8 protein-coding genes are annotated in these 16,780 nt (G+C 50.8%); 6 read left to right on the forward strand and 2 right to left on the reverse strand.

Annotated features, from left to right (window positions below; translation table 11 throughout):
- The first annotated feature begins 34 nt into the window (after positions 1-34).
- The 6 genes from P8Z34_01305 to P8Z34_01330 all read left to right on the forward strand — a co-directional run bounded on the left by P8Z34_01305 (position 35) and on the right by P8Z34_01330 (position 15,441).
- Positions 35-1,246 carry an IS701 family transposase gene (locus tag P8Z34_01305; GenBank protein MEJ2549300.1) on the forward strand — a complete coding sequence of 404 codons (1,212 nt, stop codon included), beginning with the start codon at positions 35-37 and terminating at the stop codon, positions 1,244-1,246.
- Entirely contained in the window at positions 1,243-1,683 is a 441-nt protein-coding gene (locus tag P8Z34_01310; protein ID MEJ2549301.1) for a response regulator, read from the forward strand. The genes P8Z34_01305 and P8Z34_01310 overlap by 4 nt, the downstream gene beginning before the upstream one ends.
- Positions 1,684-1,710: 27 nt before the next feature.
- A complete protein-coding gene (locus P8Z34_01315) occupies positions 1,711-5,970 on the forward strand; it encodes a substrate-binding domain-containing protein (protein MEJ2549302.1) in 4,260 nt (1,419 codons plus the stop codon).
- A gap of 93 nt (positions 5,971-6,063) precedes the next feature.
- Complete coding sequence (locus tag P8Z34_01320) at positions 6,064-9,825, forward strand: substrate-binding domain-containing protein (protein ID MEJ2549303.1); 3,762 nt, start codon at positions 6,064-6,066, stop codon at positions 9,823-9,825.
- A 137-nt stretch (positions 9,826-9,962) separates the two neighbouring features.
- Complete coding sequence (locus tag P8Z34_01325; protein ID MEJ2549304.1) at positions 9,963-14,165, forward strand: substrate-binding domain-containing protein; 4,203 nt, start codon at positions 9,963-9,965, stop codon at positions 14,163-14,165.
- A gap of 280 nt (positions 14,166-14,445) precedes the next feature.
- Positions 14,446-15,441: a response regulator gene (locus P8Z34_01330; protein ID MEJ2549305.1), complete on the forward strand. Its 996-nt coding sequence runs from the start codon at positions 14,446-14,448 to the stop codon at positions 15,439-15,441.
- A gap of 111 nt (positions 15,442-15,552) precedes the next feature.
- Here the strand turns inward: P8Z34_01330 and P8Z34_01335 are convergent, their stop codons facing one another.
- Both P8Z34_01335 and P8Z34_01340 read right to left on the reverse strand, forming a co-directional pair.
- A complete protein-coding gene (locus P8Z34_01335) occupies positions 15,553-16,014 on the reverse strand; it encodes a GNAT family N-acetyltransferase (protein ID MEJ2549306.1) in 462 nt (153 codons plus the stop codon).
- Positions 16,011-16,496: a MaoC/PaaZ C-terminal domain-containing protein gene (locus P8Z34_01340; protein MEJ2549307.1), complete on the reverse strand. Its 486-nt coding sequence runs from the start codon at positions 16,494-16,496 to the stop codon at positions 16,011-16,013. Before P8Z34_01340 ends, P8Z34_01335 begins: the two co-directional genes overlap by 4 nt.
- Positions 16,497-16,780 lie beyond the last annotated feature (284 nt).

Here is a 16,780-nt window from a genome sequence, read left to right on the forward strand (position 1 = left end):
GATCTATCCGTGATTTGTGAAATGTATTCAGGTGATGAACGGAACAGGCGGAAGTATTTCAGAGGTTGGTATCAAATCTCTTTCAACGGTCGACCGATCGTGTGAAAGGAAAGAGTTCGAAGAATTTTTCCACGATCAATTCGATCAATATTTCGCGCGTAGCGAGACGCGACAACAAGCCTTGCACTACGTCCAATCCCTGCTTGTCGAGTCAGATCCCAAATCCAACGGAAAGAAGCCCCCTGCCTACAGGAAATTCTCAAAGTCCGCCCAGAGATTGTTTTTTGGCGCGCAATGGGACGATGAAGCCGTCCACCATAGTCTACAAGATTTCATTGTTGCCGAATTGGGCCATGAGAAAGGCGTATGCCTCATTGGCGTGACGTATTTCTCTAAAAAGGGAGAAAAAACGGTCGGAGTACAAGCGCAATTCAATCGCGAACTCAAGAAGGACCAGAATTGTCAGGTTTGCCTTTTCCTGGGTTATGCATCCCCGAAAGGTTGTACATTTCTCGACCGCCGCCTTTACCTTCCCGTGGAATGGACGGACGACCAAATCCGTAGAGCCGAAGCGAAAATCCCCGAGGACATCGAATTTCGAAGCAAATCCGATCTCGCCTTGGACATGCTTCATTCAGTCCATGCCATCGGAACACCCATTCACTGGGTGGTTGGCGGCGAACCATTCTGCAGCGATACGAACTTACGCAACGTCATACAAGCGGCCGGCATGAATTACATTCTCTCCGGACGGGATACCGATTCGAGCTTCCGAAACTTGAATCACAGACAAACGCCGTCAGACCCGACCAACCAGGAAGACGAAGCCTGTGGTTCTTCCATTTACAAGATCGTATCCGGTTGGAATGAGAAGAAATGGAAACGCGTCATCGACCATTCCAATGGTGACGAAATCTGCGTCTTCGATTGGGCCTCGGACCGTGTTCTCGAACTCCAGAACGAAATCGAACCCCAGGAAGTCTGGCTGTTGTCCCGTCGATCGGTAAGCCAACGATGCGAAACTGCCTATTTCATCTCCAACGCTGCGCAGGACGCGACACTCGCCGAACTCGCCGAGAGAATTAACGACTTGGGGATACTCGATCAGATGGTATCTGAAGCATGCACGATGTTTAAGATGGACGAGTACGGCGTGCGCCACTGGAACAGCTGGCATCGTCACATTACTTTGTCGATGATCGCCCATGCCTGGTGGGTTTATAAAGGGAAAAGGACGTTACGATGAATCATCCTCCATTATCGATAGAAGGATGTGATCAGACGCTGCAGGAAGAGCAGCCCAGCCTTTGCGGACGGGCGAAAACCATCCTGTTTGTTGAAGATAATGACTTGATGCGAGAAATCGGCGCGCAGATATTGGAGGATCTAGGGTATCTGGTCATCTGCGCTGCGAACGGGCAAGAAGCGTACGACATCTTCATGAAGACAGACCATATCGATCTGGTTTTCACCGACGTAGTGATGCCTGAGATCAGCGGCGCAGCCTTGCTTCAGAAAATTCGGGCTACAGGCTCACTCGTTAAAGCCGTTGCTGTAACGGGCCACGTCCTGGCCGAGGACCTGGATCGATTACGGGAAGTGGGCGTGAAATCGATTATTCGGAAACCTTACGACGTTGACATCCTGGCCGATGCAGTCCGTGACGCGTTGGAAAATTCATAATCGCAGTTGACTGGATCGAGGAAAATCATGGCGACAGAGAAGAACAAGAAAGCGCATTCATCGCAAGAGGACGGAATTCCGGCTGCCCGTCCGACACTCGCCTTCCTCACCGTAGCCATGGAAGATCACTTCAGCCTGGCCATGTGGACCGCGATCGTTGAAGCCGCCCACGAGCGGAATGCAAACGTGATTAGCATCGCAGGTGGAAACTTAAATGATGCAGCCGAATATAGCAGCTTAAAGAATTCAATCTACCGAGCCGCAAACGAGGACCTTATCGATGGCATCATCATCTATGGATCGAGATTAGGAACCTACGTATCCGAGAAGACGTTTCGTGATTTCTGCAATCGATTCGCATCCAAGCCATCTGTCAGCATCGGCCAGCATGTCGAGGGCATTCCCGCAGTTCTTTCCGATAACTACATCGGAATGCATCTTCTGGTCCGGCATCTCATCGACGACCACGGGTATCAACGCATCGCCTTCGTTCGGGGACCGGAAGGACAGATCGAGGCGGAAACCCGATTCAAGGCATACAAAAACGCACTCATCGAATCTGGCATTGATATAGATCCCAATTTGATTTCAGAACCCGGTATTTGGGAGGCGATATCCGGCGAGGAGGCCGTTCGATTGTTCGTCGACGAGCGGGATTTACCACTCGATGCAATCGTTTGTGCTAACGATACCATGGCCCTGGCAGCGATGTGGGCTTTGAAAAATCGAGGCCTGATAATTCCGGATGATGTTGCCGTCGTCGGCTTCGATAGCCAGGTCATTGCAAAAGCAGCTACACCACCCCTCTCCACGGTCCGACAGCAATTGAAAGAACAATGCCGGTATGCCGTCGACATCGTGTTGACCCAATTGGAGGGCGGCGACGTCCCTGATCGGATCGAAATTCCCACAAAACTCTGCATCCGTCAATCTTGCGGCTGCGCATCGTCTGCGGTAGGACGTGCGATCACGAAGACAAGTCTCAAGAGCAGCAACAAGAAAATATCGAGCATAAATCGAGACGACACTCTTTCGGAGATCGCGCAAATCGTTGATACGACCATCGAAGGATTGGAAGCCTATAGAAGCAGCAGATTGTTCGATGCTTTCATCGCAGACATTGAAAAAAGCCATTCGAACAATTTCCTGCGAGAACTCAAACAATGTATCGAAGACACAATTACTCTGGAAACTGAAATAAACGAATGGCAGAGAGTGATATCTTCACTTCGACATTTTACACGGAGTCAATATACCGACGAGTCGGCTACGGAGCGGATCGAGGAACTGAGTAATCAAGCACGTGTTCTGATCGGCGAGAAAGTTCAGCAAATCGAAACGCATCAATCGCTGATCTACGATCAACAATATGCCAACTTGCGAGACATGACCAGGGCCATATCGACGGCTCTCGAACTCGACGATTTACTCGAAACCCTGCATCATAATTTGCTTCGTTTCGGAATACGAAGCTGCTACCTATCTCTGTACGAAGAAACCGTACCAACTGCTGAGGACGAATCGCGAATCGACTCTCGTCCTTTGAAAATGATTCTCGCCTTCGACGATAAAGGTAGACTGCCGTTTGAATCCGAAGAACCGGTCATTTCGACAAACATCCTTCCTCGGCGAAGAATAGCAGCCATGTCCGGAAATTGGTCTTTCGTAGTCAAAGAACTTGAACGTGCAGATGAACCACTAGGGACAGTTCTTTTTGAAGTCTACCCTCCGGATGGAAGAGCCTGTGACATGCTGCAAGAACAAATCAGCAGCTCACTCACCTACGGATTGCTCCTCCAGGAGCGACAGCAGGAACATGAAGTACTCCAACAGGCCTACACGGAAGCGGAGCAACAAGCCAGGGAAAAGGAAATCGAGCTGGAGTTTGAGATCGTAGACCGTGAGCAGGCCCAACAAGCACTCATGCGAGAGCAGCACCTGCTGCGTATTTTGATGGAAAACTCCCCGGATGCCATTTATTTCAAAGACAAGGAAAGCCGTTTTATTAAGGTCAACACGGCGTTTGCCAGATTACACGACAAGGATTCTCCAGACGAACTTCTGGGATTATCCGATTTCGATCTGTTCACCGAGGAACATGCAAGCGAAGCATTCGAAGACGAGATGCGTGTGCTCAAGACGGGTGAACCGATCGTCGGGAAAGAAGAGAAGGAGACCTGGCCAGACGGCCACGAAACATGGGTCTCGACGACCAAGTTGCCCATGCGGGATGAAAAGGGGAACGTTACGGGGACATTCGGTATTTCCCGAGATATTACCGAATCCAAACGAGTGGAGCAGGAACTTCGACGCCACGCCGCCCATCTCGAGGCGATCAACACCATCATAAGTTCCACTTCGACGGCCGTCGATTTTCAAGACCTGCTGAAAATTTCCCTGGATTTATCCCTCTACGCGGTTGAAATGAACATGGGAATCATCTGGCTTCCGCCTCATACAGTTTCTCGAAAACTGCTACCGCCAGAAAACGAATTCCCACACTACGATTTCAATCCCGAAAGTAACGGATTGCCGGAGATCCTCGTTGTCGATGATTGGCAAAAAGTGACGCAGGAAGATCCGCGCATTGACTTCTACGAGACATTTCTCAAGACGCATGGCATTCGAGCTTCGATCACGGTTCCGATAAAAGCCGAGGAAGGGAATCGGCTTGGCGGGCTATGTATCGCCTCTCCCCAGCCATTCAAATGGACCACAGAAGAAACTAGACTTCTTGAAGCGGTCGGGTACCAGATCGGAATTGCTGCCGAACGGCTGCGGCTTGTCGATCAGATCCGCGAACAGATGCAGCAGGTACAGCAAATCACGGATACCGTACCGGATGGTGTACTCCTGCTTGATTCGAATCACTGTGTCATTCTCGCAAACCCGGCAGGAACTCGAGATTTACAGGCACTGGCGAAAGCTTCTGTCGGGGATGAGATTTCCCATCTCGGTGGTTGTTCCATTTCCGATATTCTTCAAGCCGATACCGATGTCCCTTGGCATGAAGTTCTTACAAACAACCGGATTTTCGAGGTCGTTGCACGACCCATTGACGCCTACAGATCTACCGAGAATTGGATTATCGTGATCCGGGATGTGACACAAGAACGGGAGATTCAACGCCAGGTGCAGCAGCAGGAACGCCTTGCGGCGGTCGGCCAACTCGCCGGCGGAATCGCCCACGATTTTAATAATCTGCTCACGACCATCATGCTTTATGCGCAAATGCCGTTACGCAAACAACAGCTGCCCGACGATCTGAAAAAGCCCCTCGAGACGATCCTCAGCGAGTCGCGCAAGGCGGCGAGTTTGGTTCAGCAGATCCTCGATTTCAGCCGGCATGCCCCGATCGAACGACACCCCATCGATCTCGGACCGTTCGTAAAGGAAGCCGTACGAGTTCTGCAACGAACGATCCCCGAAAACATCTCTTTGTATATCGAGATCGACCCGGATGAATACCTCGTCGAAGCCGATCCGACTCGGATTCAACAGGTCCTGATGAATCTGGTCGTAAACGCGCGTGATGCTATGACGGAAGGCGGAGTGCTGCGAGTCGGAGTGTCAAGCGCGATCGTTCATGAAGAAGATAGCGACGAGGATGTTCCAATTTCCGGCATGAAACCAGGCAGATGGTTCTGCCTATCCGTCAAGGATACGGGAACGGGCATCCCGGAAGATATCCTGCCCCATATTTTCGAGCCGTTCTTCACCACAAAAGCCGCCGGTAAAGGTACAGGATTGGGCTTATCCCAGGTTTGGGGCATTGTCAAACAGCACGAGGGATTCATCAAAGTAGATTCGACGGTCGGTGAGGGAACTGAATTTCTCGTATATCTGCCGATCCATCAATCTGCAGAAAAAGTAGAAAGTTTACCTCCCGAAGACGTCAGCTTTCCCAAGGGCACAGGCGAACGCATTCTCCTCGTAGAGGACAGCCAACACGTCCGTGACGTGAGTGAAGAACTTCTTCTCGACTTGGGCTATCAGGTTGTGACGGCAAAAAATGGCCGTGAAGCCCTGGACTTGTTCAAACATAATGGAAATTTCGACCTCGTCTTCACCGACGTCGTCATGCCGGAAGTTGGCGGTGTTGAATTATTGCACTCACTGCGCGATATGGGGTCCACAGTAAAAACAATTGCCGTAACGGGACATATGCTCGCAAAAGACCTTCAAGAACTGCGAAAAAACGGTGTTTCGGGAATCATATTCAAGCCCTTGGAAGTGAAAGAAGTAGCCGAGGAAATTCGGAGGATTTTGGACGGCAAGCCGCAATAGCAAAAAGACTACATCCGCATCCCTTATGATCGCAGTGCCGAAAGGATTTCCCAAGAATTACCAAAGGTGTAGCTTGCTCTAGAAAGTGTATCGATGCCAATACCAAATGGAAATCTCAACTATACGCACTATCCCCAAAATGTAGGCGCGCGTCCAACAATTGCATTTCTCGTCGATCGAATTCTCGGCACCAGCGGATACCAGTCACAAGTATGGCGAGGCATTATCGAGGCCTCGCACAACCATGATTTGAATGTGATCTGCTACACCGGTGGCTGTTTGAATGCCACGATGAATTTCGACGAATACGAATACCAACGCAACGTAATTTATGAATTAATTCCAGAAAAACATGTCGATGGACTGATTATTGGGGCAGGCGTTATCGGTCAATACGTCAATTTTGAAGAGTTATCGACATTTTGCCGTCGATATCTTCCACTTCCGACCGTCAGCATTGGCTTCGAAGTCACGGGAGTTCCCAGTCTGTTAGCTGACGATACCACGGGGATGCAAGAAGCCATCACGCATCTAATTAAAAGACATGATCGACGGAAAATCGCTTTCATTCGCGGGCCGGATGGAAGCGCCGAAGCGCAAAGGCGGTATCAAGCATACCTGAACACACTTGAAAAGTACGGCATTCCAGAGGATTCCAGCCTGGTCACCCAGGGAGATTTTTACCGGGGTTCTGGAAAGGAGGCAGCGCGCATCCTTTTGGATGAGCGCAAGGTGGATTTTGACGCGCTGGTTGGCGCAAATGACAGCATGGCGCTTGCAGCCATGGAAGTTATACAAGCACACGGCATAGACGTGCCGGATGACGTCGCCGTAATCGGCTACGACGATGTCATCGATGCAAACATTTCCAATCCTCCACTGACCACGGTGAGGCAGCCGATGTACGAGATCGGAAAACGCGCTGTTGAATTCCTCATCACAATATTGGAAGGTGGGGAAGTACCGAATCGAGAAATGATGCCCACGACTCTGGTTCAACGCCTGAGTTGTGCCTGTGAGCCGGAACCTAAATCCGACACCTCCCTTCTCGAAGAAGGGTTTACGCTAAGTTCCGACGATCTTGCTGCACAGCGAGATTATGTTGTGAGAAAGGTCGTCGAAGCATATAACCCGCCCTATTCACAAGAAGATCTGATCACCAGAAACACGACGGATTTGGTTGACACCCTCTTCAAGGCACTAACCAATCAGAGTGATCCCGATGAATTCATAATCTTGCTCGAGAAGATTTTACGTCACGGTTTGATGCATGGGGCCGACTCATATCAATGGCAATATGCGATGTCGAGTCTCAATCAGCTTACTGCTTCGCTCGTCAAGGATGTTGAATCCTCTCGACGGATGGCGGACCTCTGGCGGCGGACGAATATGCTGTTAGGAAGGATTGGGTCCTTATCCATTTCTTATACAAAGCTGCAAGAGGAGCACCTCGCTGAGCCTTTGCGCTACACGAACCAGGCGCTGTTGACCACATACGACATGTCGAGTTTGATGGAGACGATCTGGGATCGTTTTCCAGATATCGGGATTCATACTTGTGTAATTTCCCTTTTCGATGACCCAGAAGATTGCAGGAAAAAAGCCAGATTCATGCTTTCTTACAACACGGAAGGAAGAATCGATACAGCCGATGAAGCCAACCAGCCGTACCCGGCCGTCGATCTATTTCCAGAAGGATTCTTAGAAGTCGACCGGAGACAAGAACTCGTGGTCAACTCCCTCTATTTCCGCGACAAAATCTTTGGGTACTTGGTTCTTGGCATGTACAACCTCGATACGGAAATGTGCGAAACGCTGGCAACGCAGATCAGTGCAGCAATCCAAGGCGCAAATGCATTTCAGGAACTTAAGGAAGCGGATGAGGTAATCCGCCGCCGTTCAGTCCAGGTTGAAGCGTTGAATACGATCATCTCTGCCGCAGCGACCGAGGCAGATCTCAGACAGTTACTGGAAACCGCCCTCGACCATACACTCCAAGCCATCGATCTGGAGATCGGGAGCATCTGGATCCCACCCAACATTGTCACGCGCGGCATTCCGGAAGGAATCGTCGACAGCATCACACGCGACATCCTGACCCACGAAGAAGTACAAATTACGAACCCGATCGCCATTGAGGATTGGTCACGAGAATCCGAGAACGAGACCCTCGCACCGATATCCCACATCATGACTCGTCAGGGCGTCGGCGCATCACTCGTCGCGCCCATCATGGCCGAGAATGGGACCTTCATCGGCGGATTGATTCTCTCGGCCATGCAGCCACGCTCATGGTCGAAAGATGAAATCGATCTCGTGATCGCCGTCGGTCAACAACTGGGAACGGCTACCGAGCGCCTGCGTCTGCTGGAACGTATTCGGGAACAAATGCGCCGGGTACAACAGATTATCGACACCGTTCCCGAAGGAGTTATTCTGCTCGATAACGATGGGTTGATCCTGCTTGCCAATCCGGCAGGAGAACGAGATCTCGAACTTCTCGCCGATAAGGGAATTGGTGATACTCTCTCACAGCTCGGCAATCGCCCTGTCGGAGACGTATTGGATCGTGATCCGAAGAATCCCTGGTGCCGGATTTCGTGCGGTGAGCGGTTTTTTGAAGCCATCGCGAAAAAATTGGAAAAGGGGACCGAATCCGAGGGTTGGGTTCTGGTACTGCGAGATGTGACCAAAGATCGTGAAACGCAAAAACGCATTCATCAGCAAGAGCGACTAGCTGCCGTTGGGCAGATGGCCGGCGGGATCGCGCACGATTTCAACAACATGTTGACCACGATCATGCTTTACGCCCAGAGACCTCTGCGTAAACATGAAGTGAATGCGGACATCAAGAAATCGCTGGAAACGATCCTCAAAGAATCGAAACACGCCGCCAACCTGGTACAGCAAATCTTGGATTTCAGTCGTCGATCGCCTATCGAAACAAGCCCTGTGGATCTGGGTCCGTTTGTGAAAGAAACAGTGCGGGTTCTGAAACGCACAATCCCGGAAAGCATCTCGCTCTCTCTGGAGACCGACCCGGAAGAATACATCGTCGATTGTGACCCTACTCGCATTCAACAAGTTCTCATGAATCTGGTGGTCAATGCACGTGACGCAATGCCGAAAGGCGGGACGCTGTGGATCAAGTTGTCCAGCCTGCAGGTCGAAGAAGGTGAAGATCCACCGGCCGTGGGCATGACGCCGGGAAACTGGCTGCGCATTTCCGTTTCCGATACCGGCACCGGCATTCCACAAGAAGTGCTTCCGCACATATTTGAACCTTTCTTTACGACCAAAGCCACCGGCAAGGGAACCGGATTGGGATTGGCGCAGGTATATGGCATCGTAAAACAACATAATGGACAGGTAAGTGTGGACACAGAGATCGGTAAGGGCACGAAATTTTACGTCTACTTGCCGCTGTGTACACTTGAAAATAATCTATCCTCGCAGGACGGTGTGTTTTCATCCATCCCAAAGGGGAAAGGGGAAACCATCCTCCTGGTGGAGGACAACGAAAAGATGCGCGAGGTTGGTCAACAGATACTGGAAGACCTTGGGTACCATGTTCTTTCTGCATCGAACGGCAGGGAGGCGTTGGAAGTCTTCAAAACCAATGGTGATATTGATCTACTCTTTACCGACGTCGTAATGCCGGAGATCGGAGGGGCAGTCTTGCTGGATGAACTGCGTCAATTGGGTTCCAACGTTAAGGCGGTTGCGGTTACGGGCCACATCATCGCCGAAGACCTGGATCATCTGCGACAAGCCGGAGTGGCTTCCGTGATCCATAAGCCTTACGATGTGGACATCCTGGCCGAAGTGATCCGTGAAGCACTAGATGAGGAATGAGGCGGGTTCACTGATAGAAGTCCTCTAGCCAAGGGACATCGGTCAATCGCCAACAACTGACAATACAACCTCCCTTGCGGAGTATGGCGATTTCTGCTGCATAAGTAAAGAAATATAAGAATCAAGAGAATGTAACCGTGAGTGCATCTCGAAAACGACCCACCATAGGTTTCTTGACGTCTGGCGTAGCTGAGCCGCTTCGTCTGGTGATGTGGACATCCGTCGCAGAAGCTGCTCAGGAACAAAACGCAAACGTCATTTGTATCGCAGGGGGTGAATTGGAGAATGCGGGTGAAAATCCATCTCCGTACAACGATATTTTCAAAATAGGAAATGACGACATCATCGACGCCCTGGTGATGTGGGGCGCTTCGATCAGCAACTACGTTCCACAAGAAACCTACATCGAATTCTGCAAGCAGTTCGATTCGAAACCTATGGTCAACATCGGTCATGAGGTCGCCGGAATACCCACCGTTACGACCGACGATTACATCGGTATGCGCAACATGATCCTTCATCTGGTTCAAGACCACAATTTCCGGCGCATTGCCTTCATTCGAGGTCCGGAAGCGCAGATTGGCGCGGAAGAACGGCTCAAAGCGTATAAAGACGTCCTGCAAGAGACGGGGATTGAAATCGATCCCAATCTGATTTCACCACCAGGCGTATGGGACGGATACACGGGTGGAAACGCCATCCGCATGTTCATCGATGAGCGCAGCCAACGCTTCGATGCTGTGGTAGGCGCCAACGACAGCATGTCGCTCGATGCGATATGGACCTTGAAGGAATATGGCCAAGCCGTCCCGGAGGACGTCGCCGTCGTAGGTTTCGACGATCAAATTACAGCCAAAGCCGCACTGCCGCCTCTCACGACGGTGCATCAACCTTTTCGGGAACAGTGTCGAAGAGCGGTAAACATGGCACTTCAAATGCTTCAGGGCGTAGAAGTGCCCGAGCGCGTGATCATTCCAACCACGCTCTTCATCCGCGAATCGTGTGGGTGTTCATCCCCGGCGGTCAAACGCGCAGCTGCAATACACCACCTCGAGAAGGAAGTTACGAGAAAATCGAACACTCAACGCGACAGCACGGTTTTGGAGCTTGTTGAAATTGCAAATGTTGCTATCGAAGGCTCTGGGGATGAAAACCTGGAAGCACTATTCAATTATTTCCTCACCGAGATCAAGGATGGCGCCACAGGAGAGTTCCTGCAGTCCCTCGACCGACTCATTAAGGAAACAATCGCAGAAGATGGTGAAATCGGCATCTGGCAAAATGCGGTGTCATCGCTGCGTCGCTATGCGCGCAGCCAATTCAGCGACGAGTCGACTTTGATGCGTTCGGAAGATCTCTGTGGGCAAGCCCGTGTGCTGATCAGCGAGAAGCTTCAACAAGCCGAACTGTATCAGAAGATGCTTGCCGAACGACAGTACGTGGAATTTCGTGAAATCACAAAAGCATTGTACTCGGCTTTTGACCTCGATGAGTTGGCGAACGCCCTGTTTCTCGGATTGCCCCGATTGGGCATAAGAAGCTGCTACATTTCCCTATACGAACGGATCGCGGATCTCGCAGATGGCGAATTTCGAGTCAATAAAGACCTGTCGCAAATGATCCTGGCGTTCGATGGAAAGGGTCGCGCAAAACCAAAGGAACCAAATACGTTCCCCACGACTGATCTTCTAAACCATGTGAAACTCGCTTCAAGGAAAAATCGTTTTTCGTTCGTCGTCGAAGCACTGTTTCGCGGAAGGAAGCAATTAGGCACAGCTTTATTCGAAGTCGATCCTCCGGAAGGACGTGTGTGCGACATCCTCCAGGAACAAATCAGCAGCGCCATTGAGGCGGCTCTGCTGCTTCAGGACCGAGAAAAGGAGGAAGAGGCACTCAGGAATGCCTATTCAGCGATCGAGAAACAAGTCGTAGAGAGAACCGCAGAATTGCAGCAAGAGATCGTTGAAAGAAAGCAAGCCAAAGAAGCGTTGTCTCGGGAACAGCATCTCCTGCGTTCTCTCATGGACTACTCTCCGGATTATATTTACTTCAAAGACCTCGACAGTCGGTTTATCAAAATCAACGCGGCGCTCGCGGAAAAATTCGGATTGTCCGATCCGGATCAGGCGATTGGAAAGACAGACTTTGATTTTTTCGCCGAGGATCATGCAAAAGTTGCTTTTGAGGACGAAAAGCGAATGATCGAAACCGGCGAAACAATTTCGGGAAAGGAAGAGCGGGAAATTTGGCGCGATGGTCGAGAGGCCTGGGTTTCGACGACCAAACTACCGTTACTCGACAAAGATGGCAATATGGCCGGTACTTTGGGCATCTCAAGAGACATCGACAAGCGTAAAGAAGCAGAAAGAGAAATTACACGCCGTGCAACCCACTTTGAGGCGTTGAATACGATCATCGCCGCTGCTAATGCGGCAACCGACCTTCCCCAGCTTCTTAAAATCGCCTTGGAACATGCACTTCACGCCCTCGGCCTAGAAACCGGAAGTATCTGGATCCATCCATATGTGGCAATGCAGGGAATGTCTTCCGACACACAGGAGCGTATCACCGAAGCCATGCGGGCCAGCCGCGAATTGGAGATTCCTGGGACTCTGGTTGTCGAAGACTGGCAAGCGGCGGCCAAGTCGGGGAATCCACCTTTACCCTTCCCCGATCTTCTGATCCAGCATGGTATGCGTTCCTCACTGACCGTACCGATTGTGGCCGAGGAAAACCGTCGGATCGGGGGCATCAGTCTCACCGCCCAGAGTCCGCGTACGTGGTCGGAAGAGGAGATCGCGTTGGCCGAAGCCGTCGGAAAGCAATTGGGTACAACAGCACAGCGGCTGCGGCTTTTGGAACGGATCCAAGAACAGGTGCGTCAGGTTCAACAAATCATCGACACTGTACCGGAAGGTGTCCTGCTTCTCGACCAGAACGGTCACGTGATACTTGCCAATCCTGCGGGAAAGAATGACTTAGGCACATTGGCCAATGCGCAGTTGGGCGATACGCTGACACATCTCGGGGATGTATCGATACAGCAAATTTTCGACGCGCCCAGTCAAGACCCCTGGCAACAGATTGGAATAGGGAATCAAATTTTCGAAGTCATCGCACGCCCGTTGGATACCGGAGTCCAATCCGAAGGATGGGTTCTAGTCATTCGAGACGTTACCCAGGAGCGTGAAACTCAGAGACGAGTCTACCTGCAAGAACGCCTTGCTGCGGTGGGTCAAATGGCTGCGGGAATTGCACACGACTTCAACAACATCCTGGTTCCCGTCACACTGTATAGTGAAATGCTGCTGGAAGAGCCCACGCTGCGGGCAGAAGCACAGGAATGGGTAAAAACCATTCTTAACCTCTCACAACGAGCCTCTTCTGTAACGCAGCAGTTCCTGGATTTCAGCCGTAAAGGAGTCATGTCTCCCGTGGAAATCAGCCTGCGTGACTTCTTTGAGGATTTCATCACCCTCATCAACCGAATGCTTCCTGAAAATATACACGTCGTTCACAAACCTTGCGAGGAACAGATCGTGATTCGTGCGGACCCCGGTCGACTTCAACAAGTACTGATCAATCTGGCGATCAACGCCAGAGATGCCATGCGTGATGGCGGAAAGTTGATTTTCGAGATTTCGACGCTGACCGTTCAACCAAACAGGAGACCCCCCTATCGCGACATGAATCCCGGAGCCTGGCTGCGCCTGCGAATCATCGACAACGGAATTGGCATCCCATCCGATGTCCTGCCGCATATCTTCGAGCCCTTCTTTACGACCAAACCCGTCGGCCAGGGCACCGGGCTTGGCCTCTCGCAAGTGTACGGCATCATAAAACAGCACGACGGATATATCGACGTAGAAAGCAGCCTGGGCACAGGAACGATTTTCACAATCTACCTGCCCGTTTTGAACACACAGGCTTCCCTCATTCTCGATTCCGACGATTTCGATGCACTGGAAGGAAATCTAGAAACACTTCTGCTGGTCGAAGATGAATCTGAAGTACGCGATGCACTGAGCCGCGTTTTGGAGTCGTTGAATTATCGAGTAATCACGGCTTCGGATGGAAACGAGGCGCTTCGCCACTTTGATAACAATTGCGAAAAAGTGGACCTCGTGCTGAGCGATGTCATAATGCCGGGACTGAGTGGACCCACGCTTTTCCGCACCTTGAATGAAAAACAACCTGGAATCAAAATGCTGCTGATCACCGGCTATCCGTTGGATGAAGGAACACGAAAGCTGCTTGAGAGCAATTTCGTTTCGTGGGTACAAAAACCTGTCGATAAGAAAACGCTCGCCGACTCGATCCAAAAAATCATCAACGCCTGATCCCGGTATGATCGTTCCTCGCTAGCCGCGATGTTGCCGGTTTAAATTCGATGCCCTCTTACGGCGAAATCCGAAATGAAGATCCGATTTCAAACAGGGTTCCATCGCTCGTTTCGCTAATACGTCGCCTCCCACGATTGGATAGACTGTAAGGTAATTGAAAGTCGAAACAGGGTCGAACATTTGATACGATGATAAGAACTCATGTGCGATTTTCGCCCTGTAGATAATGGAGGGTAATACTATGGGTGAACGCCAGGACCAACCTCCACGCGTATTGGTGGTCGATGACGAATTGACATTTAGTACTGCGATCGCCGATACACTTCAGAGCCTCGGCGAGGGATACGTTGTCGACACAGCCGACAACGGTTCCATTGCCTGGAATAAAATCCAGAAGGTCGTTTATGAATTGGTGATTACCGACCTCCGTATGCCACAGGTTGATGGCCTCGAGTTGATGGAAAAAATTCGTTCTAACGGCATCAATACCCGCATGATTCTCATGACCGCATACGGCTCTGAAGATGTAAAAGCCAAAGCCAAACAGCTAAACGTTGCCCGCTATATGGCGAAACCGATCGACATCGATGATTTGATCGACGCCACTCGGGAAGTACTCAGCTCGAGCAGAGAAGCCCGTGAACCCATTGGGGGTGACGTCCGGGGAAAAATCCAAAATATCACCCTCAAATTGGATGCTCTTCGGCAAGAGATATCCGCACACTGTATTATCCTATCGAACGCAGAGGGACAACCAATAACCTATTCGGGGTACGTAGAAGAATTCGATGTCCCCATCACTACGGCACTTATCGGCGCAGGACACGCATCGTTTTTCGAGCTGGCTCGCAACATGTCGGAAGATTGTGTTTTTAACCTGATGTACAACGAAGGCTCGAAGTGGAACACATTCTCAACAAGTTTGTGCAAGGATTTATTCCTGGTCATTGTATTTGAGCGCGATCGTGCACAAACACCAATCGGAATGGTGTGGTTCAGCGCAAAACGAACGATTGCAGAATTACTCGACATCATGATGGGCCTGGATATCTCAGAAGATCAAACGGAAATCCTTGCCCAACTTCGGAATTCGATATCCGATGAGTTGGAAGAGATGTTATCAAAGGACTGCCAGGATTCACCATCCGATGAGATGGAAGTAAAAAAGTCACACACAACGATATCGTTTGAGGAAGCAATGAAGAACGGTATCGTCCCCACAAGTTTCACCGGGGAGGATGGCAAAGAAGAATCGAAAAGGAAAGTAGCCTGACCATAAAAACGGCAGGGATCACTTATCAGCTTACCCATGCATAAGAATCGAGAGCGGATACCGCTCTCGATTTTCGTAATCTCTCTCGTGCAGACCAACTTGCGCAGTGTATCACGAACCCTGTTGGGTCGTGCGAAATGAATAGCGAAACAGGTTTGTGTTCCACTTCACGAAGCCCAGCTTGGAATACAATCGGATGGCCGCAACGCGGTCAGGATTGGAGGTGAGATCGACGGACTTTGTTCCCGCCTCCTTTGCGAGTCCCAACGCATGCCGCAAGAGCAGTTCCGCTATTCCCTGTCTGCGCACATCGTGATCGACAACCAGGTCTTCGATGCGCGCCACCTTCCTTGTGGGAATGCGATAGAGGACCAGGGTCAAAACGCCAACGATACTCCGGGTAGTTCGAGAATCATCGATCGCCAGAAGTACTTTCGTTGCTTCCGCCTCGATGATGGCTTGAAGTTCATCACGAGCAGGCACTTCGGACGTTGTGGTAAGCTGCGGAATGAGAGAACGGAAAGCTGCACAAAGCTCGTCGCTTGCCTGCTTCGCCTCTACGATTTCTATCATTCAAGAATGCTCTCCTGCTTACTCATCACCAGTAAGGCCCATTTACCTTGCTGCACGACGCGATTTGCCTGGTTCAACAGATCCACTTTGAAATAGACCAACCCTCCTCCCAACTGACGCACGAATTTGGTGTCGGTCACTTTGGCGCGCATCGAAATGGTATCCCCGAGGTAGATCGGCAATCGGAATTTCCAGTCTTCGATTTCACGAAATGCCAGCACCGTTCCCTCGATGAATCCCGTGCGGGTGGCGAGGGACACGGCGATGGATAGTCCGAGTAATCCATGCGCCACCCGCTGACCGAGCGGATGCTGCGAGGCGAAAATCGCATCCGTATGTATTCTCGTCCAATCCCCGGTCACACTCGCAAATCCCACCACGTCTGCTTCTGTGACCGTTCGAGCTACACTTTGAATTTCCTGACCTATTTCAAATTCATCGAAATACAAACCTCTTTGATACGGATGTATTAATTCAACCATGTCATTCTTTACCTTTCTCGGCGAATTTGGCGTCGTCAAACCCAATATATAACCTGTAAACACCGAAATCGACCGCGAGTACCGCATTACACCGATCTGATCGGTTTAACCCCGATTTCGTCCAAACGTCTTCTGGAAATATGATCAGTGTAAAATTGCCAGGGGGTGCCGCCGGCAAATACGGTAATCGATCACGAATTGAGGGTGAAGAACCACTTCGGGGGTTCCTGAGAAGGACCGGTACGCCTGTGGCATCTTTCCGCCAACGCAGCGGCCATAGCCTC

The sequence above is a fragment of the Anaerolineales bacterium genome (assembly GCA_037382465.1).
Lineage (GTDB): Bacteria > Chloroflexota > Anaerolineae > Anaerolineales > E44-bin32 > WVZH01.